This window comes from Chenggangzhangella methanolivorans, from assembly GCF_019797865.1.
Lineage (GTDB): Bacteria > Pseudomonadota > Alphaproteobacteria > Rhizobiales > Methylopilaceae > Methylopila > Methylopila methanolivorans.
Map to the genome: position 1 here is coordinate 4,963,727 of NZ_CP081869.1, position 24,896 is coordinate 4,988,622.

The window sequence follows — 24,896 nt, forward strand, 5'->3', positions numbered from 1 at the left end:
AGAGATGGCTGAGCCCCTCTACAAAAGAGTCCTCGTCAAGGTGTCCGGCGAGGCCCTCATGGGCCCCGCCGGTTTCGGCCTTCATCAGCCGACCGTGGACCAGATCGCCGCGGATCTCGCGGCGACACATGCGCTGGGAGTCGAGCTCGCGGTCGTCGTCGGCGGCGGCAACATCTTCCGCGGCGTGCAGGTGTCGGGTCAGGGCGTCGACCGGGCGACCGGCGACTACATGGGCATGCTCGCCACCGTGATGAACGCGCTCGCGCTCCATGCCGCCGTCATGCGGCAGGGCGCGCAGGCCCGGGTGCTCTCGGCGCTCGACATCTCGGCGGTCGCCGAAACCTACACGCGCCCGCGCGCGCTCGCCCATCTCGACCGCGGCCGCATCGTGATCTTCGCGGCCGGCACGGGCAATCCGTTCTTCACCACCGACACGGCCGCGGCGCTCCGCGCCATCGAGACCGGCTGCGAGGCGCTGCTCAAGGCGACCAACGTCGACGGCGTCTATTCGGCCGATCCGAAGAAGGATCCGTCGGCGGTCCGCTACGACCGCATCACTCATGACGAGGTCATCCATAAGGACCTCAAGGTCATGGACACCGCGGCCTTCGCGCTTGCGCGCGAGAACGCGCTTCCGGTAATCGTCTTCTCCATTCACGAGCCCGGCTCGATCCTGGCGGCGGTCTGCGGCGGAGGACGCGTGACCACCGTCACGAGCCGCTAGAGGCGGGTCCCACCGCCCCAAGGCCGAAGAAGAAAGGCCCCAAGTCCCCATGTCCGACGGCAAGTTCGACATCGAAGACATCAAGCGCCGCATGGCCGGCGCCGTCTCGTCGCTGAAGACCGACCTCGCGGGCCTGCGCACCGGCCGCGCCTCGGCGAACCTGCTCGATCCGGTGACGGTCAAGGCCTACGGCGCCGAAATGCCGCTCAACCAGGTCGCGACCGTCAGCGTGCCGGAAGCCCGCATGCTCTCGGTGCAGGTCTGGGACCGCTCGATGACGGGCGCGGTCGAGAAGGCGATCCGCGAGGCCAATCTCGGCCTCAACCCGATCACCGAAGGCCAGTTGCTGCGCATCCCGCTGCCCGAGCTCAACGCCGACCGGCGCAAGGAGCTCGTCAAGGTCGCGCACAAATACGCCGAGAACCAGCGCGTCGCCGTCCGCCATGTGCGGCGCGACGGCCTCGACGTACTGAAGAAGGCCGAGAAAGACGGCGACGTCTCCGAGGACGAGCACGTTAAGCTCTCCGACCAGGTCCAGAAGGCGACGGACGCGGCCGTGGCCGAGATCGACGAGGCGGTCGCGGCCAAGGAAAAGGATATTCTTCAGGTGTGATAGCCTGAAGGCTGACCGACTCGGGCGCCGGCGTCCGCGCCGGCGACGACCGGACAGGACTTCCGCTTCTCCATTCAGGCGCCTGCGCGATGTCCTCCACGAACCTCCAGAAATGGACCGCAAGCGACCTCGCTCCGGACGGCGCGGGCGCCGCGCCGCGGCACGTCGCCATCATCATGGACGGCAACGGCCGCTGGGCCGCGGCGCGCGGCTTGCCGAGGGTCGAAGGGCACCGGCGCGGCGTTGAGGCGCTGCGGCGCGCGGTGCGGGCCGCCCATGAGCTCGGGGTGAGGCATCTCACGCTCTACTCCTTCTCGGCCGAGAACTGGTCGCGGCCGGTCGAGGAGGTCTCCGACCTCATGAACCTGCTGCGCCTCTTCATGCGGCGCGACCTCGCCGAGCTCCACAAGGGCGAGGTGAGGGTGAAGGTCATCGGCGAGCGCGCGGGATTGCCGAGCGACATCCTCGGCCTGCTGGAAGAGGCCGAGGCGCGCACGCGCGGCAATTCAGGACTCCAGCTCGTGGTGGCGTTCAACTATGGCGGCCGGCAGGAGATCGTCTCGGCGGTCCGCCGCATCGCGGAGGCCGTGCGCGACGGCAAGCTCGCGCCGGAAGCGATCGACGTCGGCGTCGTGGCCGACCATCTCGACACCGCCAACATTCCGGATCCGGATCTCGTGATCCGCACGAGCGGCGAGCTCCGGATTTCGAATTTCCTTCTCTGGCAAAGCGCTTACGCCGAGTTCGTGTTCCTTCCTCTTCACTGGCCCGACTTCGACAAGGCGGCCTTCGAGGAGGCGCTCGCGAGCTTCAGCGCGCGCCAGCGCCGCTATGGCGGACGCACCGCGCGGGCAGGGGCGTGACCACCGGGCGCCCGGCCGCCGGGCGCGTCTCGGAGCTCGTGCTGCGCACGGCGTCGGCGGTCGTGATGATCGCGGCGGCGCTCGCCACCGCCTATTCGGGCGGGCTGCCCTTCGTCGCCTTCTGGACGCTCGCCGGCGTGGCGGTGGGGGTCGAGTGGGCCTGGCTCACGGCGGCCGAGCCCGTCGCGCGGCGGCGGGCCGCCCGGATCGTGGCGGTGACGCTCGCGATCGCGGGCGCGGCGCTCGGGCTCTCGCTCTATCTCGCGGTCGCGCCGCTTCTGATCGCAGCGGTTCTGGCGCTCGGCGCGGGCGCGGCGGCGTTCGCGGCGCGCCCTGTCCTGGTGGCGGCGGCGGCGGTGCCCTACGGGGCCGCGGCCTTCGTCGGGGCGATGCTGCTGCGCCGCGACCCGGTCGACGGCCTCGCGGCCACCGTCTGGCTGTTCGCGGTGGTCTGGGCCACTGACATCGCTGCGTTTTTCGTCGGTCGCTCGGTCGGCGGGCCGAAGCTCGCGCCGCGGCTCTCGCCGAAAAAGACGTGGTCCGGCGCGGTGGGCGGCGCGGCGGCCGGCGTGGCGGCCGGCGTGGCGGTGGCGGCCGCCGCCGGCGCGACCACGCTCTGGCCAGTCGCGATCGTCGCCCTGGTGGCGTCGGTTGCGGCCGAAGCCGGCGATCTTTTCGAGTCCGGGGTGAAGCGCGTCTATGGCGCAAAGGATTCGAGCAAGCTCATTCCCGGCCATGGCGGTCTGATGGACCGGCTCGACGGTTTCCTCGTGGCGGCGACGATCGCGGCGGCGGTCGGGGTGGCGCGCGGCGGCCTCGACGGCGCGGGGCAGGGGCTGCTGCGGTGGTGAGCCCAGCCGGCCCGAAACGCTCCGTCACCGTGCTCGGCGCGACCGGGTCGGTCGGCGGCGCGACGGTCGACCTGCTCGAACGCCATTCCGATCGATTCGAGGTCGAGGCGCTGGTCGGCGGCCGGGACGCCGCGGCGCTCGCCGAGGTGGCGGTGCGGCTCGGCGCCCGGCGCGCCGCGATCGCCGACGAGCGGCAGGGCGAGGAGCTGCGTCGCCTGCTCGACGGATCGGGCGTCGCGGCGTCGGCCGGCCCGCAGGCGGTCGTGGACGCGGCAGCCGTTCCCGTCGACTGGACCATGGCGGCGATCGCGGGCGCCGCGGGGCTCGCCCCGACGGTCGCGGCGGTGCGGCGCGGCGGCGTCGTGGCGATCGCCACCAAGGAATGCCTCGTCTGCGCCGGGACGGCCTTCATGGCCGAGGTCGCAGAGGCCGGCGCGACGCTCCTTCCGGTCGACAGCGAGCACAACGCGCTGCTGCAGGCGCTCGGAGGGCAGGGGATCGACGCCGTCGAGACCATGACCCTGACGGCGTCCGGCGGACCGTTCCGGACCTGGGACGCGGCCAGAATCGCGGCCGCCCGGCCGGAAGACGCGCTGCGCCACCCGACCTGGTCGATGGGCGCGAAGATCACGATCGATTCCGCCACGCTGATGAACAAGGGCCTCGAGCTCATCGAGGCGCATCACATCTTCGCAATCGCGGGCGAGCGGCTCGACGTGGTCGTGCATCCGCAGTCGGCGATCCACGGGCTGGTGACGTTCCGCGACGGCGCGGTGACCGCCGGCCTCGCCTCCCCCGACATGCGCGTGCCGATCGCCCACACGCTCGGCCATCCCGAGCGGCTCGCGACGCCGGCGGTCCGGCTCGATCTGGTCGCGCTCGGGCAGTTCACTTTCGAGGCGCCGGACCTCGCGCGATTCCCGTGCCTTGGCCTGGCGCGATCGGCGCTGCTCGCGGGCGGCGCGGCCGCGACCGTGCTGAACGCGGCCAACGAGGTCGCGGTCGCGCTGTTTCTCGCGCGCCGCATCGGCTTCATGGACATCCCGCGGATCGTCGAGGCGACGCTCGATCTCGCCGCCGGCCGGCTCCCCTGCGCGGCTCCGGCCACCGTCGAGGACGCGATCGAGCTCGATCGCGAGTCGCGCCGCATCGCTTCCGAGCGCTTGCCCGAAGCCCAGTTTCGCGCGCAGTAGAAGCCACTAGCAATTTCGCAACGCCTCTCCGATCTCAATGGACGCCGCGCGAGGCGGGCAGAGGGCCACGATGACGTTTCTGAATGACATGTTCGGCGCCGCCTGGTCCGCCGGCGCCTATCTCGTGCCCTTCCTGTTCGTGCTGACGCTCGTGATCTTCTTCCACGAGCTCGGCCATTTCCTCGTCGCGCGCTGGACCGGCGTGAAGGTGCTGGCCTTCTCGATCGGATTCGGGCCGGAGCTGTTCGGCTTCGACGACAGGAAGGGAACCCGCTGGCGCTTCGCCGCGATTCCGCTGGGCGGGTATGTGCGCTTCGCCGGCGACGAGAACGCCGCGAGCGCCCCCGACCAGGACGCGCTGGCGCGCATGAGCCCGCAGGAGCGGCGCTCGAGCTTCTTCTTCGCGCCGCTGCCGGCGCGCGCCGCGATCGTGGCCGCCGGGCCGATCGCGAATTTCCTGCTCGCCATCGTGATCTTCGCCGCGATCTTCTTCATCGCCGGGCGGCCGGTGACCGACGCCGTGGTCGATTCCGTGGATCCGGGAAGCGCCGCGGAAGCGGCGGGAATCGCGCCCGGCGATCTCGTCGTCGCGATCGACGGCCAGAAGATCGCGACCTTCGGCGACATGCAGAAGATCGTCGAGACCGCCGCCGACCGTCCGCTGCGCATCACCGTGGAGCGCGCGAACAAGCAGATCGACCTCACCGCGACGCCGCGGATGAAGGAGATCACCGACGGATTCGGCAACAAGCTGCGGCTCGGCCTGCTCGGCATCAAGCGCTCGACCAACGCCCAGAACGTGCGGATCGAGACCTTCGGGCCGCTCGAGGCGGTCGGCGCCGGCGTGCAGGAGACCTGGTATCAGGTCGCGCGCACGGCCTCCTATCTCGGGCGCCTCGTGGTGGGCCGGGAATCGGCCGACCAGATCGGCGGCCCGATCAGAATCGCCAAGACGTCAGGCGACTTCGCCACGCTGGGCTTCACGGCGCTCATGACGCTGGCCGCGATTCTGTCGGTGTCGATCGGCCTGCTCAATCTGGTGCCGATTCCCATGCTCGACGGCGGGCACCTGCTTTTCTATTCGATCGAGGCGCTGAGAGGCCGTCCGCTGGGGCCGCGCGCTCAGGACATCGGCATGAGGATCGGCCTCGCTTTCGTCCTGTTCCTCATGATTTTCGCCACTTGGAACGATATCGTTCACCTTTCCGGCCTAGGCTGAAACCGAGGGGGCGTGTCCGCGCCGCAACGCCGCGGTCGAAACGCCTGACCTGCGTTGAGTAGCGAGTTTGCACGTGCGTCAAAGTTCTATAGAAGCGGACGGTGTCGCCCCGGGGACGCCTGTCGATAATGACGGGCTCGGCGGCGTGGAATACGGCACGGGGGTCCGTCTGCCTATGATGCGTATGGTTCGGGTGTTCGGGCGTCTCGCGCTCGCGTCGTCGGTCGCCGTGAGCGCGATCACGGCAGGCGCAGGATTTGGCGTTCCCGGCGCTTCATCCTCGGCTTACGCGCAGAGCGGCGGCGTCACCGTCCGCGGCAACAAGCGCGTCGACGCTGAAACCGTCCGCTCCTACTTCACCGGGCGCGGCGCCCTCAATCAGGCGACCGTCGACGAAGGCATCCGCGGCCTCTACGCCACGGGCCTGTTCTCCGACGTGCGCGTCTCGCGCGCCGGCGGCGGCATCGTCGTGACGGTGACCGAGAACGAGGTGCTCAACCGCGTCGCGTTCGAAGGCAACAAGAAGATCAAGGACGCGGTTCTCGCGGCCGAGGTGCAGTCGAAGCCGCGCGGGCCGTACAATCCCGCGATCATCCAGGCCGACGCCCAGCGCATTCAGGACGTCTATCGCCGCTCCGGCCGCTATGAAGTGTCGGTCGAGCCGAAGACGATCTCCCAGCCGTCCGGCCGCGTCGATCTCGTGTTCGAGATCAACGAAGGCGAAAAGACCAAGATCGGCTCCATCAATTTCGAGGGCAACACCGCCTTCGACGGCGGCACCCTGCGCGACCAGATGACGACCACCGAGTCGAACTGGCTGAGCTGGATCAAGACGTCCGACGTCTACGATCCCGACCGCGTCAACGCCGACCTCGAGCTGATCCGCAAGTTCTACCTGAACCACGGCTACGCGGACTTCCGCGTCGTGTCGGCCAACGCCTCGCTCGACCGCGCGACCAACGCCTTCACGCTGAACATCGTGGTCGAGGAAGGCCAGAAATATAAGTTCGGCGCCGTCGACGTGGAGTCGAGCGTGCCGGACGTCGACGTCACGACGCTCCGCGGCAAGATCCAGTCCTCGTCGGGCTCGACCTACAGCGCCGACGACATCGACAAGTCGGTCGAGGCCATGTCGCTCGACCTCGCCTCGCGCGGCTACGCCTTCGCGCAGGTCCGCCCCCGCGGCGACCGCAACATGTCCGACAGCTCGATCGGCGTGACCTACGTTGTGGAAGAGGGCGCGCGCGTCTACATCGAGCGCATCAACATCCGCGGCAACACCCGCACGCGCGACTACGTCATCCGCCGCGAGTTCGACCTCGGCGAGGGCGACGCCTACAACCAGATCTTCATCGACCGCGCGGAGCGGCGCCTGAAGGCGCTTGGCTTCTTCAAGAACGTGAAGATCGGCACCGAGCCGGGCTCCTCGCCCGACCGCGTCATCGTGAACGTGGACGTCGAGGATCAGGCCACCGGCGAATTCTCGGTGGCGGGCGGCTATTCGAGCCAAGACGGCATCATCGGCGAAGTGGCGCTCGGCGAGCGCAACTTCCTCGGCCGCGGCCAGTACGCGCGCATCGCGGCCCAGTTCGGCCAGAACATCTCGGGCTTCGACTTCTCGTTCACCGAGCCGTACTTCCTCGGCAGCCGCGTCTCGGCGGGCATCGACCTCTACGCCAAGAAGCGCGACGAGACCGACTACACCTCCTACACCCTCAACACCTACGGCGGCGGCCTGCGCTTCGGCCTGCCGGTGACCGAGGAGTTCACGGTCGGCGCCCGCTACCAGATCTACCAGCAGGATCTGAAGGTTCCGGACCGCTACTCGCTGACGGTCGAGAACAAGAACGGCATCGACCGCCTGAACAGGGACCGCGCCTCGGCCGCGATTCTCGAGGCGGAAGGCAAGACGCTGACCTCGCTCGCCGGCCTCTCGCTGATCTACAACACGCTCGACAACCCGCAGGTGCCCACCAAGGGCTTCTACGCGGAGCTGAAGGGCGACGTCGCCGGCCTCGGCGGCGACGCGCAGTATCTGCGCGGCACGTTCGACGGTCGGTACTACCACCCGATCTTCAACGAGAACTTCATCGGCATGCTGCGCACGCAGGCCGGCCACATGAAGGCCTATGGCAGCGACGATCTCGCGGTGCTCGACCACTTCCCGGGCGGCCCGGACCTCGTTCGCGGCTTCGAGCCTCAGGGCTTCGGCCCGCGCGACGTCGGCGTGCGCAACGCCGCCGGCCAGCGCGTGCTGAGGAACGGCAGCCCGAACGACGATCCGCTCGGCGGCACGACCTATTTCGGCGGTTCGGCCGAAGTGCAGTTCCCGATCTTCGGCATTCCGAAGGAGATCGGCCTCAAGGGCGCGGTCTTCGCCGACGCCGGCACCGTGTTCAACTACGAGGGCATCAAGAGCCTGACGTCGAACGGCAAGACGGTGCTCGTGAACGTCGAAGGCGACGACAAGAAGCTGCGCTCCTCGGTCGGCGCCTCGCTGATGTGGAACTCGCCGCTCGGCCCGATCCGCTTCGACTTCGCCAAGGTGCTGTCGAAGTCCAAGTACGACGAGACGCAGTTCTTCCGCTTCTCGGGCGGCACGCGCTTCTGACGTCTGACGTGTCCTGAAGGTTTGGCCTTCCGTCAGGGTTGAAAATTGGATAAGCGGGCGGCGGATCTCTCTCCGCCGCCCGCTTTCGTTTGGCGGACCCCGCCTCCGACCCGATGACCGAAGCCGTCTTCCACACCCGCCCCCGACCGCTCGACCTCGCAGGGCTCGCCGCTCTGACGGGCGCGCGCGCGCACGGCCGCGGCGGGGAGGGGCTCGCGGTAACCGGCGTCGGCGCGCTCGACTGGGCGGGGCCCTGCGACCTCGCGCTCGTGGTCGACGAGGAGGCGGCGGCCGCGCTCCCGCTCAGCCGGGCCGGCGTCTGCCTGGTCGCGCCCTCGCTCGCCGGCCGCGTGCCCGCTCACATCGTCGCGCTCGTGAGCGACGAGCCGGCCCGAGCCTTCGCGCGCGCCGCGCGGGCGCTCTTTCCGGCCGCGGTCCGCCCCGAGCCGCTGTTCGGCCCCGGCGTCGCGCCGGGCGCGGTGATCCATCCGGACGCGCGGCTCGAGCCGGACGTGACGGTCGACCCCGGCGCCGTGATCGGTCCGCGGGCGGAGATCGGCCGCGGCGCGCTCATCGGCGCCAACGCGGTGGTGGGCCCGGAGGTGCGGATCGGCCGGGGAAGCGCGATCGGCTCCGGCGCGGTCGTGACCTGCGCGCTGATCGGCGACCGCGTCGTCGTCGGCCCGGCGCGCGGCTCGGGCATGCGGCGCCCGTGGGCCCCTCCGACGCGCCGAGTCTCGGCCGGGTCGTGGTTCAGGACGACGTCGTCTCGGCGCCAACGTCTCGGTCGCTCGCGGCGGCCTTCATGATACCGTCATCGGCGAGAAGAGCCTGATCGGCGACCTCGCCTGCCTCGGCCCCGACGCCTCGATCGGCCGCGGCTGCGCGATCTTCGCGCTCGTGCGCGTGCCCGCGGGCGCGACCGTCAGCGACTTTTCCGTACTCGCCGTGGATCCGGCCTCAAGACCGGCGCGCAGCGCCCAAGGACCAAACTGAATGACCGACGCAGCAGACACCACGACGCCCGAGGCGCCGACCTCGCTCGGGACGGTGGACATCATGGCGATCATGAAGCGCTGCCGCACCGCTATCCGTTCCTGCTCGTCGACAAGATCGTCGAGATGCGGGGCGACGAGTTCGGCATCGGCATCAAGAACGTCACCTACAACGAGCCGCAGTTCCAGGGTCATTTCCCGGGCCAGCCGGTGATGCCGGGCGTGCTGATCATCGAGGGCATGGCGCAGACCGCCGGCGCGCTGTGCGTCGCCTCGGCCTCCGCCGGCGTGCCGCGCATCGTCTATTTCATGACGATCGACAAGGCGAAGTTCCGCAAGCCCGTCGTGCCGGGAGACGTCCTCGAATACCACATGACGCGCATTAAGAAGCGCGGTTCGATGTGGTGGTACAAGGCGGAAGCGAAGGTCGCGGGCGTGAAGGTGGCGGAGGCCGAACTGTCCGCCATGCTGGTCGCCGAGTAAGGCCCGGCGACGGACGCGGGCAGGGCGTCGACGCTCCCGCCCGCGCCGCTCGCCTCAGAGCGTGATGCGACCTCGTTCGCTCACGCCGTCGTGCCCGGGGGATCCGGGCGTCGGCGACGTTCCGGGATCGTCGAGCGCTAAGCCGGAGTCGCGGACGCCTGCGAGGACGCGGGCGTGACGCGGCGGCTCAGCTTAAGATCATCGTGCTTCAGAGCGCCGCGCGGATCTTTTCGGCGTGGGCGGCCAGAACCTCGGGCTGCCCATCTTGCCGGTGTGCGGCTTCAGCGGCACGTCGGTCCAGCGCGGCAGCACATGGACATGGGTGTGGAAGATCACCTGTCCGCCCGCCGTCTCGTTGAACTGCTGGATGGTGACGCCCTCGGCGCCGAGCGCGGCCTTCACGGCCTTGGCGATCCTGGAGACGGTCGCGTAGAGCGGCCCGAGCACGTCCTCGCCGATGTCGAGCATGTTGCGCGAGGCGGCCTTGGGGATCACCAGCACATGGCCGTCGCCGCGCGGCATCACGTCCATGAAGGCGAGGGTGGCGTCGTCTTCGTAGACCTTGTGGGCCGGCAGGTCGCCGCGCAGGATCTTGGCGAAAACGTTGTCGGGATCGTAGTCGGCCATTCGCTTCCCCTTGGATCGGTGGCGCAAGGGATCGCAGGCGGCCGCCCGGGTCAAGCCGGGATGCGCGATCGGGCGACGGTCGGCGGCGCCCTGAGACTTACGAGCCGCGCCTGAAGGGCGTGGCGGCTTCGAGCTCGGTCTGCGCTTCGGCCACATAAGCGCGCTCGCGCTTCAGATAGTCGGCGACGGCGCGGGCGAGGCCGGGATCTGCGAAGAGATGGGCCGAGCGGGTGACGACCGGGCGGTAGCCGCGGGCGAGCTTGTGCTCGCCCTGCGCCCCGGCCTCGACGCGGGCGAGCCCCCGCGCGATCGCGGCGTCGATGGCCTGGTGGTAGCAGACCTCGAAATGCAGGAACGGGTGGTCCTCGACCGCGCCCCAATAGCGCCCGAACAGCGCGTCGCCCCGATGAAATTGAGCGCGCCGGCGATCGGACGCCCGTCGCGCTCGGCGATCACGAGCAGGATGGCCTCGGGCATCGCCTCGCCGACGAGGCTGAAGAAGCGGCGAGTGAGATAGGGCCGGCCCCATTTGCGCGAGCCGGTGTCCATGTAGAAGGCGAAGAAGGCGTCCCAGTCGGCTTCGCGAAGGTCGGCGCCGGTCGCGTGGCGGATCGTGATTCCGTTGGCGAGCGCGTCGCGCCGCTCGCGCTTCAGCTGCTTGCGCTTGCGGGAGGCGAGGCTCGCCAGAAAATCGTCGTAGGAGCCGTAGCCCTCGTTGCGCCAGTGGAACTGCTGGTCGTCACGCGGCAGGAAGCCTTCGCTGACGAGCAGCGCGCGCTGGCGATCCGTCGCGAAGGTCACGTGGACCGACGACGTCCGCGTCTGCCGCATGAGGCCGCGGAGCGCCGCGACGAGCCCGCCCTCCGCGGCGTCGCGGTCAAAGCCCGGCGCCGGCAAAAGGCGGGGCCCGGTCGCCGGGGTGAACGGCGCGGAGACCTGGAGCTTGGGGTAGTAGCTGCCGCCCGCGCGCTCATAGGCGTCGGCGAAGCCCTGGTCGAACACGTATTCGCCGCGGCTGTGGGACTTGAGGTAGCAGGGCGCGAATCCTGCCGGGCGGCCGTCCTCGTCCTCGAGAACGATATGGGCCGGCGCCCAGCCCGTGCCCGCGCCGACCGAGCCGGACTCCTCGAGCGCCACAAGAAACCGATGGTCGACGAAGGGGTTGTAGGGCTCGCCGCAGGCGGCCGCGGCCTCGTTCCACGCCTGCGCGTCGATGTCGGCGATGCGGTCTACGACCCGGGCGCGAAACGCGATGCTGTCGGCGGCCTGTGACGTGGCGGGCTCCCGTGGACGATGTGGGCCTTGTGAAAAAAATAAGCGAAAGCAGGCTTTTGCGCGGCGCCGCCGCGGGCCGGGGTGCGTCGAAGGGACCAGATGCGGGGACTTTATCCCGCCTGCGGGCTTTGGTTCTATGCCGCCACGGCCGCGAGGCCCAAGACGCGCGGCGACGGAAGACGTCGAACGCGCGATACGGAGGACATGAACGGATGAAACTTCATTTCGCCGCCGCGGCGGCGCTCGTGATCGGCGTGGCCGGCGCGGCGCAGGCCCATGGCCCGACGCGCCAGAAAACCGAGCAGAAGGTCGAGATCAACGCGCCGGCCGAGAAGGTCTGGTCCGTGGTCGGAAACTTCCAGGACATGAGCTGGCTCGGGATCGTCGAGAAGAGAAGGCTCGGGCGGCAACGACAAGGGCGCCAAGCGCACCTTGACGCTCAAGGGCGGGGCCAAGGTCGAGGAAGAGATCAACCAGTACGCCGCCGACAAGATGATGTACTCGTACCGCATCACCAACGTCGACGTGAAGGTGCTGCCGGTCTCCAACTACTCGTCCAAGATCATCGTCAAGGGCGAAGGCGACAAGACCACGGTGACGTGGGACGGCGCGTTCTATCGCGGCTTCCCGAACAACGATCCGCCGCCGGAGCTCTCCGACGAGGCCGCGCTGAAGGCCGTCAGCGGCCTCTACAGCCAGGGCCTCCAGGACCTGAAGAAGAAGGTCGAAGGCGGAAGCTGAGCGCCCCGCACATGCGCATTCTTCTCGCAGCGCTTTGCCTCGTCGTCGCGGGTCCTTCCCGCGCCGACGAGGCTTTCGTCACCAATCAGTCGAGCGACGACCTTTCGGTCGTCGACCTCGCCTCCGGCGACACGCTGGCCAGGATCCCGATCGGCGGCAAGCCCGCCGGCGTCGCCGTCACGGCGGACGGGACGCGGGCCTATGTCACGAGTCCCGACGGAAAGTCGGTCTCGATCGTCGACGCCGCCAAGCGCGAGGTCGTGGGCAAGATCGAGACGGGCGGCGGCCCGCTCGGCGTGGCCGCGCACCCCTCCGGCAAGCCCGTCTACGTCGCCGATTGGTACCAGCACGTCGTCTATGCGATCGATCCGGACGCCAAGACGGTCGTCCACAAGATCCAGGTGGGGCTCTCGCCGTCCGGTCTCGCGGTGACGCCCGACGGGTCCCTGCTGATCTCGGCTGACCGGGATTCGAACGAGATCTCGTTCATCGACACCGCCACCAACACGCGGACCGGCGGCCTCAAGGTCGGCGAGCGGCCGTTCGGCGTGACGATCGACAAGGACGGCAAGCGCGCCTACGTCGCGAACGTCGCGAGCAACGACGTCTCCGTGGTGGACATCGCCGAGAGGAAGGTGATCGCCCAGCCGAAGGTCGGCGACCGGCCCTATGCGGTCGCGCTCGCGGCCGGCAAGGCCTTCGTCACCGACCAGTACGACGCGCAGGTCTCGGTGTTCGATCTCACGACCTTCAAGCATGCCGGCGAGATCTCGGTCGGAGACTATCCGGAAGGGATCGAGGCGTCTTCGGACGGCAAGCGCGTCTATGTCTCGAACTGGTTCTCGAACACGGTGAGCGAGATCGACGTCGAGACGCTGAAGGTGCTGCGCGATCTCGACACCGGCGACGGGCCGCGCGCCTTCGGCAACTTCATCCGGCGGACGAAATAGCGAAGGGCGTTAGCGCCCTTCAGCGGTGCGACACCGCGCGCACCTGGGCGGCGAGCAGCATCGGGTCGAACGGCTTGGCGATGACGGCGCAGGCGCCGAGAGAGCGGAACCGCTCGACCTCGTGCGTCTGCGTGCGCGCCGTGATGAACACCACGGGGATGGCGCGCGTGTCGTCGCGCGCGCGCAGTTCGGCGAGCGTGGTGGGGCCGTCCATCTCGGGCATCATGACGTCGAGCAAGATGACGTCCGGGCGCCAGGCGGCGGCCTTGTCGATCGCTTCGAGCCCGGAGGCTGCGGTTTCGATCACCATGCCGTCATCGAGATCGAGCGCGATGCGCGCGATTTCGCGAATGTCCGGTTCGTCGTCGACATAGAGAACGCGCACGAGCGTCTGCGACTCTTGAAGTGCTCAGGCGTTCATGATCGCGGAACGTTCGTGCCGGCGCAATGGATGACGGGCGGTTTCGGAAAGAATCATCCGAACGCGCCCATCGCGCTCCAAAGGATTGCGCTCGACATCAGCGCAAGGCCGACCATGTCGCCGCGAAGCAGCTGGTGCTCGATCGCATTGTGAGGCGCAGGATTCAGGAGGGTGTCGTCGACAAAGTCGACGTCTTCGTCGACCGCCTGCGCATTCACTCCGGTCTCGTTGGACGAATACATATCAATATTGACATGGTCAGCGATGGTGATCGGCTGATCATTGGACTTGCGAGGAAGTTCGTAGAGGTAAAACATGTGAGTCGGGCCAAGCGTCTTGCCGTTAACTGGGCGAAGAACGCGACAAGCCGGCGCGGAGTTCCACGCCGGCTTGCAAAATTCACAGTTTCTTTACACGAGGCCGCGCGGAGGTCCGCGCGTCAGCGCTTTTCGGGGGCGTCCTGCTCGATCATGTGCTCGAGCGCGCCGATGGCGACCTCGAGATCGGCGATCTTGCGCAGCGCGTTGTCCGAGGGCAGGGCGCCGGCTTTGGCCGCAGCGTTGAGAAGCTCGGCCTGCGCCGTCTTCATCCGCTCCAGAAGGGCGAGATGTTCGTTCATCAAAAACCGTGGGCCGGGCCGGCGGGGACCCGGCCTTCGGCTTCAAACAGAGGAAAGAATGGTCGGAGCGGCGGGATTCGAACCCACGACCCCTAGTCCCCCAGACTAGTGCGCTAACCGGGCTGCGCCACGCTCCGACGCCCTTTGAAAGGGTGGGCATGCTCTATCGCCAGTCGGAGCGCCGCGCAAGCGGCCTTGCGAAGAAGACTGCGGGGCCCCGCGCCGCGAAAGTGAACGCCGGATGAACGGGGGTCGCGGCTTTCGTTCAGGCGAGGGTCTCTAGGGTAGGCTTCAAGTCGAGCGTGATCCCTGCGCCATAGCTCTGGCGCCGGCTGCGGAGCCCGCCCCTTTCCGCAGCGACATAAGGCTCGAATGTTTAGACCCGGTCGTAAGGGAACGGCCGGGTCTTTTTCTTGTCCGCCTCCCCAAGATCATGGCTGGCGATCAGCGCAGCAGCTGGTAGTCGGTGGGATCGTCCGGGCAGAGGCCCCCGCCGCATTCCAGCACCGTCGAGACGCCGTTGCCGAGCACGAGCAGCGCCGCGATCGCGAACGCCGCGACGCCGAAGGCTTTCAGCCCGGCGCCGGGAGAGGGCTCGGCCTCGAACTGGCGCTCGAACATCAGCAGCAGCGCGCAGCCGGCCGCGATGACGACGAACAGGATCAGCGCCCAGGTATAGAGATGGAGGCCGAGCACGGTCCGGCGGCCGGCGTCGCCCGGCATGATGTGCAGCAGAACCTGCCGGGTCGAAATCGCGCCGCCGACGAGCGCGGACAGAATCGCCAGCCCGTAATGGCTCGGCCGCGGTCCGCAGCGCAGATTGAGCGCGAGGCCGAGCCACGCCCGCAAAGCCCGCGCGTTGCAGGATGCAGAGCGGGCAGGGCAGTTCGTTTCGCGCGAGTTGATCGTAGAAGGCGGCGGCGAGCACGGCCGAGACGGCCAGCAGGCCGAGGCCGTTCAGGGCGCGGGAGACCGGAGCGGAGATCATCGGCGCGGCTCCTCAGAAGGACAGCGGCAGGCTGTCGGTCGCATGCCGCCTGAACAGCAGCAGCAGAACGACAAGCGAGACGAGGCCGAGGGAGAGGGCTGCGCCGCGGCGCTCCGCCCACGCCAGACAGAAGGCGGCGAAGAAGCCGAAGAACGGGAGGCTCATCATGGGCGCGCTCGGAATCGGACTGAGGTCGGTCGGGCGAGACTAGGCCGCCCATCCTTCTGTCCGGTGAACGACAGGACCGATCGCGGCCGCGCGATTTTCCGCCGCTTCGCGAGTCTGATACGCGATGCGGGCGGCCCGGCGATCGCGGCGGACAGGCTGGCGGAACGACATGATCACCCAGAAGGCCAAATACGCGCTGAAGGCCCTGGTGGCGCTCGCGCGCGCCGGCGGGGCGGCCCTCGTCGATCCGCGACCTCGCCGCCCGCGAGAACATCCCGCAGAGCTTCCTCGAGCAGATCCTGATCGAGCTCAGACGCGCCGGCGTCGTCGAGAGCCGGCGCGGCAAGGAGGGCGGCTATCTGCTCGCCTCGGACCCGTCGGCGGTGCGGCTCGGCCAGGTGCTGAGGCTGATCGACGGCCCGCTCGCGCCGCTGCCCTGCCTGTCGCGGACCGCCTATCGCCGCTGCCCGGATTGCGCCGACGAGGCGACCTGCACGGTGCGGCGCGTCTTCGAGGACATGTACGAAGCCACGGTCTCTATCATGGACCGGACCACGCTCGCGGACGCCATCTCCGATGACAGCGACGCGAAGAACGCCGCCCAAGTTCAACTGATCGCTCGATAATTTGAAATGGAATAAAATCGATAGAATGTTCGCCGATCTGCGTTGACAATCCCGACTGATCATGTCGGTATTGCGGCGTCGCACAATCGGAGACGCCGACATGAACCGCCGCCGCGCATCGCGCATCATCGCAGCGCTCGCTTTCGCCACGCCGCTTCTCGCCGGCGTGACCGGGGCCTGCGCCCAGGGCAAAATCACCAACGTCTCCTACGACCCGACGCGCGAGCTCTATAAGGAGTTCAACGCCGCCTTCGAGAAGAACTGGAAGGCCGAGACGGGCGAGACCATCAAGGTGCAGGTCAGCCATGGCGGCTCGGGCAAGCAGGCCCGGTCGGTGATCGACGGCCTCAACGCCGACGTCGTGACGCTGGCGCTCGCCGCCGACATCGACGCCATCGCCAAGGCCGGAAAGCTCCCCGCCGACTGGCAGAAGCGCCTGCCGCACAACTCCTCGCCCTACACCTCGACGATCGTGTTCCTCGTCCGCAAGGGCAACCCGAAGGGCGTCAAGGACTGGGACGACCTCGTGAAGGACGGCGTCCAGGTCATCACGCCGAACCCGAAGACCTCCGGCGGCGCACGCTGGAACTATCTCGCGGCCTGGGCCTACGCCCGCGAGAAGAACGGCGGCGACGACGCCAAGGCCAAGGAGTTCGTCGGCAAGCTGTTCAAGAACGTGCCGGTGCTGGACTCCGGCGCCCGCGGATCGACCACCACCTTCGCGCAGCGCGAGCTCGGCGACGTGCTGCTCGCCTGGGAGAACGAGGCGTTCCTGTCGTTCAAGGAGTTCGGCGAGGACAAGTTCGAGATCGTCTATCCTTCGATCTCGATCCTGGCCGAGCCCCCGGTCGCGATCATCGACCAGAACGTCGACAAGAACGGCACCCGCAAGGCGGCCGAGGCCTATCTCAACCTGCTCTACGACAAGGAAGGCCAGACGCTCGCGGCCAAGAACTTCTATCGCCCGATCAAGCCCGAGCTCGCCAACGCCGAAGACGTCAAGCGCTTCAAGGACCTGAAGCTCGTCACCATCGACAAGGACTTCGGCGGCTGGGCCAAGGCCCAGGGCGAGCACTTCGGCGACGGCGGAACGTTCGACCAGATCTACAAGCCGCAGTGATCCCGCATCACGTGCGCTAGCGCCGCCGCGGCCGGTCCTTCCGGCCGCGGCTTCATTTTGGTCTTTTGAGCGGGAAACATCTCTTGGCCCATGTTACGACGCTCGCCGACGGCGAGGCGGCGAGTTCTCCAGGCGCCCGGCGAGCGCGACGGAGATCGTTGATGCCCCAGTTCCGGACGCCGAGCGCAATCCCCGGTTTCGGGCTCACCTACGGCTTCGTCTGGCTCTATCTCTCGATCATCATCCTCATCCCGCTCGGCGCGGTCGTGCTCTGGGCCTCCTCGCTCGGGCCGGAGCGCCTCTACGCGATCCTGACCCGCTCCGACACCTTCGCGGCGCTCAGGCTGTCGTTCTCGCTGTCGCTGCTCGCCGCCGCGGTCAACGCCGTCTTCGGCCTGATCGTCGCCTGGGTCCTGACGCGCTACTCCTTCCCGGGAAAGAGGCTGCTGGACGCTTCGGTCGACCTTCCCTTCGCGCTGCCGACCGCGGTCGCGGGCATCGCGCTCACCGCGATCTACGCCCCGAACGGCTGGATCGGCTCGCTGTTCGCGCCGGGCAGTCTCTGGGCCTCGGTCTTCGGACCGCTGAAGATCGCCTACACTCCGCTCGGCATCTTCGTGGCGCTGGTGTTCATCGGGTTGCCCTTCGTGGTGCGCACGCTGCAGCCGGTGCTGATCGATCTCGACAAGGAGCTCGAGGAAGCCTCCGCCACGCTTGGCGCGCGCCGGCCGACGACGCTGTTCCGGGTGGTGTTCCCCACGCTGTTTCCGGCGCTCCTGACCGGCTTCGCGCTCGCTTTCGCCCGCGCCGTCGGCGAGTACGGCTCGGTGATCTTCATCGCCGGCAACATCCCGGGCGTGTCGGAGATCGCGCCGCTGCTGATCATCACGCGGCTCGAGCAGTTCGATTATGCGGGCGCGACCGCGATCGCCACCGCGATGCTCGCGCTGTCCTTCGCCATCCTGCTTCTGGTGAACGTCACCGAAGCCTGGTCCAGGAAGAGGCTCGGCCATGCCCGCTGACGCCACGCTCGCCGCTGCGCCTAGCCTCGGAACCTCGGCCCCCATCCAGTTGCCGAGCCCGATCGCCGAGAGCCGCGGCGCGCGGATCGCGCTGATCGCGCTCGCCGTCGCGTTCCTGGGCTTCTTCCTGCTGCTTCCGCTGGTCGCGGTGTTCGTCGAGGCGTTCCGCAAGGGCGTCGAGGCCTATTTCGAGAGCTTCGACGATCCCGACACGCTCTCGGCCATCTGGCTGACGGTGGTGGTCGCGGCCATCGCCGTGCCGCTCAACGTCGTGTTCGGCCTCGCGGCCTCCTGGGCGATCGCCAAGTTCGAGTTCAAGGGCAAGAGCTTCCTGCTCTCGCTGATCGACCTGCCGTTCTCCGTGTCTCCGGTCGTTTCGGGCATGTGCTACGTGCTGCTGTTCGGCGCGCAGGGCGTGTTCGGCCCGTGGCTCGCCAAGCACGACCTGCAGATCATCTTCGCGCTGCCGGGCCTGGTGCTCGCCACCATCTTCGTCACCTTCCCCTTCGTCGCGCGCGAGCTCATTCCGCTGATGCAGGAGCAGGGGACGAGCGAGGAGGAGGCGGCGCTCTCCCTCGGCGCCGGCGGGTTCCGCACCTTCTGGTCGGTGACGCTGCCGAACGTGCGCTGGGCGCTGCTCTACGGCGTGCTGCTCTGCAACGCCCGCGCGATGGGCGAATTCGGCGCGGTTTCGGTGGTCTCGGGGCATCTGCGCGGCCTCACCAACACCATCCCGCTGCAGGTCGAGATCCTCTACAACGACTACAATTTCGTCGCGGCCTTCGCGGTCGCCTCCGTTCTGGCGGGGCTCGGCCTCGTCACGCTCGCCATCAAGTCGGGGCTGGAGTGGCGCTACGGCGACCAGATCTCCTCCGCGCATCGTCACTGACTACGGAGACCTCCGATGGAACTGAAGATCAGGAATCTCCGCAAGGACTACGGGAACTTCCCGGCGCTGAACGGGGTCAATCTCGACATCCGCTCGGGCGAACTCATCGCGCTGCTGGGGCCCTCGGGCTCCGGCAAGACGACGCTGCTGCGCGCCATCGCGGGGCTGGAGTCGCCCGACGGCGGCCAGATCTTCTTCGGCGACAACGACGCCTCGCGGCAGAGCGTGCAGCACCGGCACGTCGGCTTCGTGTTCCAGCACTACGCGCTGTTCCGCCACATGAAGGTGCTGGACAACATCGCCTTCGGCATGCGGCACGGGCAGGGGCCGAAGCAGAGCGAGGCCGTGATCCGCAAGAGGGTGCTGGAGCTGCTCGACCTCGTTCAGCTCAACGGGCTCGAGGGCCGCTATCCGGCGCAGCTCTCGGGCGGCCAACGCCAGCGCGTCGCGCTCGCCCGCGCGCTCGCCATCGAACCCAAGGTGCTGCTGCTCGACGAGCCCTTCGGAGCGCTCGACGCGCAGGTGCGCAAGGGCCTTCGCCGCTGGCTGCGGCAGATCCACGAAGAGACCGGCCACACCACCGTGTTCGTGACCCACGACCAGGAGGAGGCGATGGAGCTCTCCGACCGCGTCGCGGTGCTGCACAAGGGCGACCTCCAGCAGGTCGGCACGCCGGACGAGATCTACGATTCGCCCGCGACCCCCTTCGTCTACGCCTTCATCGGCGACTCGACCTCGCTGCCGGTCACGATCACCAACGGGGCGGCGACCTTCGAGGGCGCGCCGCTCTCCGTCGGCCGCGTCGATCCGCCGGACGGGCCCGGCCGCATCCACATCCGCCCCCAGGACGTCACGCTGGTCGCGGCCGGGCAGGGCGTGGTCGACGGACGCATCATCGGCCTGCGGCGCTCCGGCCCCTACAGGCGCGCCGACATCGCGGTCGGCCAGCACGCCCATCGCATCGAAGCCTTGCTGCCGCCGGAGCTCGATGTCTCGATCGGCGACCAGTTCGGCCTCGCCTTCAAGCGCTACGCCGCCTTCGCCGACGACCGCGAGCCGCCGAAACTCGGCCTCGCGCGCGAGAAGCAAGCGGCCTGACGGCGGCGGCCCGACAAGGCCGCCGTCCGAAGCCGCTCTGGGCTTCCCATGCTTGACTTGCGCGCGAGCGCCGGGGGATGACCCTCCCGGTGGTCGCGCGTTCATGAGGGCGGGGAGCGATGTTCGGGATCAAGTATTTCAAGGCGGCGCCCAACACCCACGTGCTCGCCTACAAGAACGGCCGGGTCGCGAAAGAAGGCGCGGGCCTCTCGTTCTTCTACGCCACCGCCTGGACATCGATCGTCGCGGTGCCGCTCGACAGCGTCGACGCGCCCTTCATGTTCGCCGAGGTGAGCAAGGATTTTCAGGAGGTGACGGTCCAGGGCCAGGCGACGGTCCGGGTCGTCGATCCCAAGCAGCTCGCGAGCCTGATGAACTTCGCGCTCGACGCTAAGGGCCGCTACGCCTCCGACGCGCCGTTCAAGCTGCCGCAGCGCGTCGTCAACGCCGTGCAGGTTCGGCTGCGCGCCGTGCTCCAGACCATGACGCTGCGCGAGCTTCTGCGCAGCTCCGACGTGGTGGTGGAGCGGGTCGCCGCCGCCTTGCGCGAGCCGGACGCGCTGCCGAGCCTCGGGCTCGACCTCGTCAGTCTCGCGGTCCTGGCCATCAAGCCCAACCCCGAGACCGCGCGCGCGCTCGAGGCGCAGGTGCGCGAGGAGCTCCTGAAGGAGGCCGACGACGCCACCTACGCCCGCCGCAACTCCGCGATCGAGCAGGAGCGGGCGGTCCGCGAGAACGAGCTCGCGACCGAGCGCGTGGTGCTCGAAAAGCGCCAGCAGATCGACGACCAGGCGATGGGCGGCAGCATCGCGCTCGAAGAGCGAAACAAGGCGCTGACGTCGCTGCGCGCCGAGAACGCCCGCACCGAAGCGCAGGCCAAGGCCTTCGCGATGGCGGAGCTGATGAAGTCGGTCGCGGGCGTCGACCCGCGCGTGCTTCAGGCGCTGACCGTCGGCCAGGCCGACCCGAACGCGCTGATCGCCGCCGCCTTCCAAGGGCTCGCCGAGAACGCCGAGCGGATCGGCGAGCTCAACATCTCGCCCGACCTCCTGCAGGAGCTGGCGCGGCGCACGCCCGAGAAGGCGAAGCCGACGCGATGAGCGGCGCGCGCGAGCGCATCGTCCTCGTCACCCGCGCGACGCGGCTCGACGATCTCGTCGCGCGCTTTAACACGGTCGAGCAGGCCAAATTCTACGTCGAGCATCTCGGCGCCGACTTCTCCGACTATCTCGCCGAGCACGACCGCTATCGCGAAGCCGTGACGATCGCCGAGCAGTCGCTTGCGCGCTTCGGCCGCGTGCAGCGCATCGACCGCGAGTTCCTGCCCAATTTCCTGTTTCCGCCGGACGCGCTGGTGGTGGCGCTCGGACAGGACGGGCTGGTGGCCAACACGCTCAAATATCTCGACCGCCAGCCGCTCGTCGGGGTCAATCCCGATCCCGGCCGCTGGGAAGGCGTGCTGCTGCCATTCGGCCCGGAGGACCTCGACGCCATAACGGCCGAGGCGCTCGCCGATCGGCGGCCGTTCCGCACCGTCACCATGGCGCGCGCGCGGCTGACCGACGGGCAGGAGCTGCACGCCGTCAACGACCTCTTCATCGGCCCGGCGAGCCACGTCTCGGCGCGCTACCGGATCGAGGTCGGCGAGGAGAGCGAGAACCAGTCGTCGAGCGGCGTCATCGTCTCGACCGGCCTGGGCTCCACCGGCTGGTTCCGCAGCCTGATCGCCGGCGCGACGGGAATCGCGGGCGGGCGCAAGAAGGCGGTCGGGGCGCTGCGCGAGAACGGCTTTCCGTGGGACGCCGACCACCTCTATTTCACGGTGCGCGAGCCGTTCCCGAGCCGCGCCAGCGAGGCCTCGATCGTGTTCGGCCGCGTCGAGCGCGGCGCGCCGCTGAAGATCGTGTCGCAGATGCCGGACTACGGCGTGATCTTCAGCGACGGCGTCGAGGCCGATTTCCTGAAGTTCAATTCCGGCATGGAGGCGGTGATCGGCGTCGCCGACCGATCCGGGACGCTGGTGCTTTGAGCCCCGCCGCCCGCGCGGATAAGCTCCGGCCCGCGCGGATCCGACGGATTCGCCTCACGGGCGGCGCGATGCGAACCGGTTCACGTCTCACGGCCTTCGCTCATGTGGCGTAAGGCGGCTTCGGTCGGCGGACTGACGCTCGTCAGCCGCGCCTTCGGCTTCGTGCGCGACGTCATGATGGCGGCGCTGCTCGGCGCAGGGCCGCTCGCCGACGCCTTCATGGTGGCGTTCCGCCTGCCGAACCATTTCCGGGCGATCTTCGCCGAAGGCGCGTTCAACGCCGCCTTCGTGCCGGGCTACGCCCGCGCGCTGACCAAGGAAGGCGAGGCGGCCGCGAAAGAGTTCGCCGAGGACGTGCTCGCCATCACGCTCACCGCGCAGTTCGTGCTGCTCATCCTCGCGATGGCGTTCACGCCTTACGTGGTCTCGGCGCTCGCGCCCGGCTTCTCGGACGATCCGGCGCAGCTCTCTCTCACCGCGACGCTGACCCGCATCACCTTCCCCTACCTGCTGCTGATCTCGGCCATGACGCTGGTGGCGGGCGTGCTCAACGCGCATGACCGCTTCGCCGCCGCCGCCTCGGCCTCGATCCTGCTCAACGTCTGCATGATCGGCGCGCTGCTCTGCGCCTCCTGGTTCCCGACCGTCGCGCATGCGCTCGCCTGGGGCGTTCTGGTCTCGGGCTTCGCCCAGCTCGCGCTCGTCTGGAGCGACCTGCTCAAAGCGGGCAAGCGCCTGAGCCTGAAACTTCCCCGCATCACCGCCAATGTCCGCAGTTTCCTCAAGGGGTTCGGGCCTGCGGTTCTGGGGTCGGCCGGCGTCCAGATCGCGATGTTCGCCGACACGATCCTGGCCTCGCTGCTGCCGACGGGCTCGGTCTCCTACCTCTATTACGCCGACCGGCTCTACCAGCTGCCGCTTGCGGTCGTCGGCATCGCGGTCGGCACAGTGCTGCTGCCGGAGCTGTCGCGGCGGCTCGCGGCCGACGACAAGGCCGGTGCCCGCGACCGGCTCAATCGCGCGCTCGAGGGCGCGATGCTGATGACGCTGCCCTTCGTCGCGCTGTTCGCCGCGGCCCCGGAGCCGATCGTGGCGGCGCTCTTCGGGCGCGGCGCCTTTGACGCGGCGGCGGTCGCGGGCTCGGCCGCGGCGCTCCAGGCCTATGCGGTGGGACTTCCGGCGATCGTGGCGCTGAGATGCGTGACGCCGGCCTTCTACGCCGCCGGCGATACGGCGACCCCCGTCAAGGCGCTGGCGCTCGCGACGCTCGTCAACATCGCGCTGAAGCTCGCGCTCGTCGGAACCTACGCCAGCGCCGGCCTCGCCTTCGCGACCGCGATCGGCGCCTGCGTGAACGTCGCGCTGCTGAGCTGGCTGCTGCGCGGGCGCGGCGGGTTCGAGCCGGACCGGCGCTTCGTGATCAATCTTCTCGGCTATGGCCTTGCGACCGTCGCCTCGATCGCGGCGATCCGCTGGTCGCTCGCGCCGGCCGCGGAGCTGAAGGGACTGATCCCGGCGTTTCCGGACATCGCCCCTGCGGCGCTCATCGGCGTCGTCGGCCTCGGGGCCTATGGCGCGGTCGCGCTGCCGAGCCTTCTGCTCGCGCGCAGGGCGGCCGGGCGGACGGCCCGCTGAGAGCCGCCCGCCCGGAGCCTGGTCGGATTACGGACCGACGGTGCTGCGCGCGACGCCGTCGGTGCCGACCGCCGCGCACATCACCTTGCCGATCTCCAGCGCGAAGCAGCTCGGCGTGCCGACGAACGTCCCGCCCATCGCCGTGAAGCCCGAGAAGGTGCCGTTCACGACCTGGTAGACGAACAGCTGCGAGTCCGTGCCGACGAGCGCGCAGCCGATCTGGTTGAACGCGATCGCGCCGCAGCTCGAGGCTCCCGCCACCGAGCCGCCGATATAGGCGTAGGCCGACCAGCCGGTGGTCTGGAAGGGGCCGCCCGCGAACGAGGTCAGGTAGAGGTTCGAGAACTGGTTCTTGGTGACGCAGGTCACGCGGCCGCCGGTGCCCTTGCCGAGCTCGGTGCAGTTGACCTCGGTGTAGGTGAGGCCTGCGAGGTCGAGCGCGCCGGTCGCCCCCTTGCCGTCGAAGCGGCGGGCGTAGATGTGCCCGTCGGTGTTGCCGTACATGCAGATCGCCATGCGGGTCGCGGTGAAGCGATTGTCGGGCGAGCAGCGCGGCGGGACCGTGGTGGCGCCGTTGAGCTTGGTGAGGCCGCTGGTCTTGTCGCCGTCGGACTTCAGCCAGTAGAGGGAGCCGTCGACGCCGCGCGTGACGCAGACCGCGCTGTCCTCGCCGACGCCGGCGCAGCTCGGGGCCGAGCTCGTGTCGCCCTTCACGATCTCGGGCTTGCTCCACTTGCCGTTGTACGTGACGACCATCACGCCGCCGCTTTCATGGCGCGCCGCGCACACCACGAGCTTGCTCGTCGCCTGGGCGCAGCTGGGCTTGGAGACGACGCCCGCGCCGATGAGATCCCAGCCGCTCCATTTCGAGCCGTTGTACTTGTTGACCGCGAGCTTGGAGTCGATGCTCTGCGCCGTGCAGACCGCGCCCTTGGGCGCCGCGATGCAGGCTACGTCGCTCAGCACCTTGTCCTTGCCGAGACTTGAGAATTCGCTGAACGCCGCGCGCGCCTGCGGCGCGGAGACCGAAAGCGCCGCGACGACAGCCGCCGCGACGCACGCCAACCGATGATGCAAAGCCATGCTCACCCCCACCGTGCGCCCAGCGTCCCGCCGGACGATCTAAGACGGTCGGG

At 68.9% G+C, this 24,896-nt stretch carries 24 protein-coding genes, 1 tRNA gene and 5 pseudogenes; 19 read left to right on the top strand and 11 right to left on the bottom strand.

Features of this window, described 5'->3' with window-relative positions; translation table 11 throughout:
• The first annotated feature begins 4 nt into the window (after positions 1-4).
• The 8 genes from pyrH (at position 5) to K6K41_RS26215 (ending at position 8,883) form a co-directional block, all read left to right on the top strand.
• A complete protein-coding gene (pyrH, locus tag K6K41_RS26180; protein WP_261402964.1) occupies positions 5-724 on the top strand; it encodes a UMP kinase in 720 nt (239 codons plus the stop codon).
• Between the two features lie 49 nt (positions 725-773).
• Positions 774-1,337, top strand: a complete 564-nt coding sequence (gene frr, locus K6K41_RS26185) for a ribosome recycling factor (RefSeq protein WP_261402965.1) — start codon at positions 774-776, stop codon at positions 1,335-1,337.
• 89 nt (positions 1,338-1,426) lie between these two features.
• Complete coding sequence (locus K6K41_RS26190; RefSeq protein ID WP_261402966.1) at positions 1,427-2,200, top strand: isoprenyl transferase; 774 nt, start codon at positions 1,427-1,429, stop codon at positions 2,198-2,200.
• The gene (locus K6K41_RS26195) at positions 2,197-3,051 is read left to right on the top strand and encodes a phosphatidate cytidylyltransferase (protein WP_261402967.1); all 855 of its coding nucleotides are present in this window, start codon (positions 2,197-2,199) and stop codon (positions 3,049-3,051) included. Before K6K41_RS26190 ends, K6K41_RS26195 begins: the two co-directional genes overlap by 4 nt.
• Complete coding sequence (gene dxr, locus K6K41_RS26200) at positions 3,045-4,244, top strand: 1-deoxy-D-xylulose-5-phosphate reductoisomerase (RefSeq protein ID WP_261402968.1); 1,200 nt, start codon at positions 3,045-3,047, stop codon at positions 4,242-4,244. Before K6K41_RS26195 ends, dxr begins: the two co-directional genes overlap by 7 nt.
• Positions 4,245-4,314: 70 nt before the next feature.
• Complete coding sequence (gene rseP, locus K6K41_RS26205; RefSeq protein ID WP_261402969.1) at positions 4,315-5,463, top strand: RIP metalloprotease RseP; 1,149 nt, start codon at positions 4,315-4,317, stop codon at positions 5,461-5,463.
• A gap of 184 nt (positions 5,464-5,647) precedes the next feature.
• The gene (gene bamA, locus K6K41_RS26210; RefSeq protein WP_261405835.1) at positions 5,648-8,074 is read left to right on the top strand and encodes an outer membrane protein assembly factor BamA; all 2,427 of its coding nucleotides are present in this window, start codon (positions 5,648-5,650) and stop codon (positions 8,072-8,074) included.
• 113 nt (positions 8,075-8,187) lie between these two features.
• A complete protein-coding gene (locus K6K41_RS26215) occupies positions 8,188-8,883 on the top strand; it encodes an LpxD N-terminal domain-containing protein (RefSeq protein WP_261402970.1) in 696 nt (231 codons plus the stop codon).
• Here K6K41_RS26215 and K6K41_RS29820 read toward each other — a convergent pair.
• Positions 8,878-9,264 carry a hypothetical protein gene (locus tag K6K41_RS29820; protein WP_315855090.1) on the bottom strand — a complete coding sequence of 129 codons (387 nt, stop codon included), beginning with the start codon at positions 9,262-9,264 and terminating at the stop codon, positions 8,878-8,880. The two genes, K6K41_RS26215 and K6K41_RS29820, sit on opposite strands and share 6 nt — an antisense overlap.
• Here K6K41_RS29820 and fabZ point away from each other — a divergent pair.
• A complete protein-coding gene (fabZ, locus tag K6K41_RS26220) occupies positions 9,196-9,552 on the top strand; it encodes a 3-hydroxyacyl-ACP dehydratase FabZ (protein WP_315855091.1) in 357 nt (118 codons plus the stop codon). The genes K6K41_RS29820 and fabZ overlap by 69 nt on opposite strands.
• A 208-nt stretch (positions 9,553-9,760) precedes the next feature.
• Here the strand turns inward: fabZ and K6K41_RS26225 are convergent.
• A pseudogene (locus K6K41_RS26225) lies at positions 9,761-10,179 on the bottom strand (HIT family protein).
• Between the two features lie 97 nt (positions 10,180-10,276).
• Positions 10,277-11,403 (bottom strand): annotated as a pseudogene (locus K6K41_RS26230) (GNAT family N-acetyltransferase).
• Between the two features lie 263 nt (positions 11,404-11,666).
• Here K6K41_RS26230 and K6K41_RS26235 point away from each other — a divergent pair.
• Positions 11,667-12,195 (top strand): annotated as a pseudogene (locus tag K6K41_RS26235) (SRPBCC family protein).
• An 11-nt stretch (positions 12,196-12,206) separates the two neighbouring features.
• Entirely contained in the window at positions 12,207-13,145 is a 939-nt protein-coding gene (locus tag K6K41_RS26240; RefSeq protein WP_261402971.1) for a beta-propeller fold lactonase family protein, read from the top strand.
• Between the two features lie 19 nt (positions 13,146-13,164).
• On the opposite strand, the gene K6K41_RS26245 is transcribed toward K6K41_RS26240, so the two are convergent.
• From K6K41_RS26245 to K6K41_RS26270, 7 genes and pseudogenes are all read right to left on the bottom strand, one after another.
• Positions 13,165-13,530, bottom strand: coding sequence for a response regulator (locus K6K41_RS26245; RefSeq protein WP_261402972.1), 366 nt, complete (start codon positions 13,528-13,530; stop codon positions 13,165-13,167).
• An 89-nt stretch (positions 13,531-13,619) separates the two neighbouring features.
• On the bottom strand, positions 13,620-13,883 hold the full coding sequence (locus tag K6K41_RS26250; protein ID WP_261402973.1) for a hypothetical protein: 264 nt from the start codon (positions 13,881-13,883) through the stop codon (positions 13,620-13,622).
• A 122-nt stretch (positions 13,884-14,005) separates the two neighbouring features.
• Positions 14,006-14,185, bottom strand: a complete 180-nt coding sequence (locus tag K6K41_RS26255) for a hypothetical protein (RefSeq protein ID WP_261402974.1) — start codon at positions 14,183-14,185, stop codon at positions 14,006-14,008.
• Positions 14,186-14,244: 59 nt separating this feature from the next.
• Positions 14,245-14,322 (bottom strand) — tRNA-Pro (locus tag K6K41_RS26260).
• 307 nt (positions 14,323-14,629) lie between these two features.
• Positions 14,630-15,034 (bottom strand): disulfide bond formation protein B, encoded by a 405-nt coding sequence (locus tag K6K41_RS26265; protein WP_315855267.1) that lies wholly within the window; start codon positions 15,032-15,034, stop codon positions 14,630-14,632.
• Positions 15,035-15,080: 46 nt separating this feature from the next.
• Positions 15,081-15,173, bottom strand: a pseudogene (locus K6K41_RS29825) (disulfide bond formation protein B); the annotation flags it as partial.
• Between the two features lie 12 nt (positions 15,174-15,185).
• On the bottom strand, positions 15,186-15,341 hold the full coding sequence (locus K6K41_RS26270; protein WP_261402975.1) for a DUF5993 family protein: 156 nt from the start codon (positions 15,339-15,341) through the stop codon (positions 15,186-15,188).
• 169 nt (positions 15,342-15,510) lie between these two features.
• Here K6K41_RS26270 and K6K41_RS26275 point away from each other — a divergent pair.
• The 8 genes and pseudogenes from K6K41_RS26275 (at position 15,511) to murJ (ending at position 23,760) form a co-directional block, all read left to right on the top strand.
• A pseudogene (locus tag K6K41_RS26275) lies at positions 15,511-15,967 on the top strand (RrF2 family transcriptional regulator).
• A 100-nt stretch (positions 15,968-16,067) separates the two neighbouring features.
• Complete coding sequence (locus tag K6K41_RS26280; RefSeq protein WP_261402976.1) at positions 16,068-17,087, top strand: sulfate ABC transporter substrate-binding protein; 1,020 nt, start codon at positions 16,068-16,070, stop codon at positions 17,085-17,087.
• A 161-nt stretch (positions 17,088-17,248) separates the two neighbouring features.
• On the top strand, positions 17,249-18,109 hold the full coding sequence (cysT, locus tag K6K41_RS26285; RefSeq protein WP_261402977.1) for a sulfate ABC transporter permease subunit CysT: 861 nt from the start codon (positions 17,249-17,251) through the stop codon (positions 18,107-18,109).
• Positions 18,099-18,998 carry a sulfate ABC transporter permease subunit CysW gene (gene cysW / locus K6K41_RS26290; protein ID WP_261402978.1) on the top strand — a complete coding sequence of 300 codons (900 nt, stop codon included), beginning with the start codon at positions 18,099-18,101 and terminating at the stop codon, positions 18,996-18,998. The genes cysT and cysW overlap by 11 nt, the downstream gene beginning before the upstream one ends.
• A gap of 15 nt (positions 18,999-19,013) precedes the next feature.
• Positions 19,014-20,096, top strand: coding sequence for a sulfate/molybdate ABC transporter ATP-binding protein (locus K6K41_RS26295; RefSeq protein ID WP_261402979.1), 1,083 nt, complete (start codon positions 19,014-19,016; stop codon positions 20,094-20,096).
• Positions 20,097-20,215: 119 nt separating this feature from the next.
• The gene (locus K6K41_RS26300; RefSeq protein ID WP_261402980.1) at positions 20,216-21,196 is read left to right on the top strand and encodes an SPFH domain-containing protein; all 981 of its coding nucleotides are present in this window, start codon (positions 20,216-20,218) and stop codon (positions 21,194-21,196) included.
• Complete coding sequence (locus K6K41_RS26305; protein ID WP_261402981.1) at positions 21,193-22,125, top strand: diacylglycerol kinase catalytic domain-containing protein; 933 nt, start codon at positions 21,193-21,195, stop codon at positions 22,123-22,125. The genes K6K41_RS26300 and K6K41_RS26305 overlap by 4 nt, the downstream gene beginning before the upstream one ends.
• A 102-nt stretch (positions 22,126-22,227) precedes the next feature.
• Positions 22,228-23,760, top strand: coding sequence for a murein biosynthesis integral membrane protein MurJ (murJ, locus tag K6K41_RS26310; RefSeq protein WP_261402982.1), 1,533 nt, complete (start codon positions 22,228-22,230; stop codon positions 23,758-23,760).
• Between the two features lie 27 nt (positions 23,761-23,787).
• Here the strand turns inward: murJ and K6K41_RS26315 are convergent, their stop codons facing one another.
• Positions 23,788-24,843, bottom strand: coding sequence for a PLL family lectin (locus tag K6K41_RS26315; protein ID WP_261402983.1), 1,056 nt, complete (start codon positions 24,841-24,843; stop codon positions 23,788-23,790).
• Positions 24,844-24,896: the final 53 nt, after the last annotated feature.

Coding starts and splice junctions, on each gene's coding strand:
- pyrH (WP_261402964.1), top strand. CDS start 5: ATGGCTGAGCCCCTCTACAAAAGAGTCCTCGTCAAGGTGTCCGGCGAG.
- frr (WP_261402965.1), top strand. CDS start 774: ATGTCCGACGGCAAGTTCGACATCGAAGACATCAAGCGCCGCATGGCC.
- K6K41_RS26190 (WP_261402966.1), top strand. CDS start 1,427: ATGTCCTCCACGAACCTCCAGAAATGGACCGCAAGCGACCTCGCTCCG.
- rseP (WP_261402969.1), top strand. CDS start 4,315: ATGACGTTTCTGAATGACATGTTCGGCGCCGCCTGGTCCGCCGGCGCC.
- bamA (WP_261405835.1), top strand. CDS start 5,648: ATGGTTCGGGTGTTCGGGCGTCTCGCGCTCGCGTCGTCGGTCGCCGTG.
- K6K41_RS26215 (WP_261402970.1), top strand. CDS start 8,188: ATGACCGAAGCCGTCTTCCACACCCGCCCCCGACCGCTCGACCTCGCA.
- fabZ (WP_315855091.1), top strand. CDS start 9,196: ATGCGGGGCGACGAGTTCGGCATCGGCATCAAGAACGTCACCTACAAC.
- K6K41_RS29820 (WP_315855090.1), bottom strand. CDS start 9,264: ATGACCCTGGAACTGCGGCTCGTTGTAGGTGACGTTCTTGATGCCGAT.
- K6K41_RS26240 (WP_261402971.1), top strand. CDS start 12,207: ATGCGCATTCTTCTCGCAGCGCTTTGCCTCGTCGTCGCGGGTCCTTCC.
- K6K41_RS26250 (WP_261402973.1), bottom strand. CDS start 13,883: ATGTTTTACCTCTACGAACTTCCTCGCAAGTCCAATGATCAGCCGATC.
- K6K41_RS26255 (WP_261402974.1), bottom strand. CDS start 14,185: ATGAACGAACATCTCGCCCTTCTGGAGCGGATGAAGACGGCGCAGGCC.
- K6K41_RS26270 (WP_261402975.1), bottom strand. CDS start 15,341: ATGATGAGCCTCCCGTTCTTCGGCTTCTTCGCCGCCTTCTGTCTGGCG.
- K6K41_RS26280 (WP_261402976.1), top strand. CDS start 16,068: ATGAACCGCCGCCGCGCATCGCGCATCATCGCAGCGCTCGCTTTCGCC.
- cysT (WP_261402977.1), top strand. CDS start 17,249: ATGCCCCAGTTCCGGACGCCGAGCGCAATCCCCGGTTTCGGGCTCACC.
- cysW (WP_261402978.1), top strand. CDS start 18,099: ATGCCCGCTGACGCCACGCTCGCCGCTGCGCCTAGCCTCGGAACCTCG.
- K6K41_RS26295 (WP_261402979.1), top strand. CDS start 19,014: ATGGAACTGAAGATCAGGAATCTCCGCAAGGACTACGGGAACTTCCCG.
- K6K41_RS26300 (WP_261402980.1), top strand. CDS start 20,216: ATGTTCGGGATCAAGTATTTCAAGGCGGCGCCCAACACCCACGTGCTC.
- K6K41_RS26305 (WP_261402981.1), top strand. CDS start 21,193: ATGAGCGGCGCGCGCGAGCGCATCGTCCTCGTCACCCGCGCGACGCGG.
- murJ (WP_261402982.1), top strand. CDS start 22,228: ATGTGGCGTAAGGCGGCTTCGGTCGGCGGACTGACGCTCGTCAGCCGC.
- K6K41_RS26315 (WP_261402983.1), bottom strand. CDS start 24,843: ATGGCTTTGCATCATCGGTTGGCGTGCGTCGCGGCGGCTGTCGTCGCG.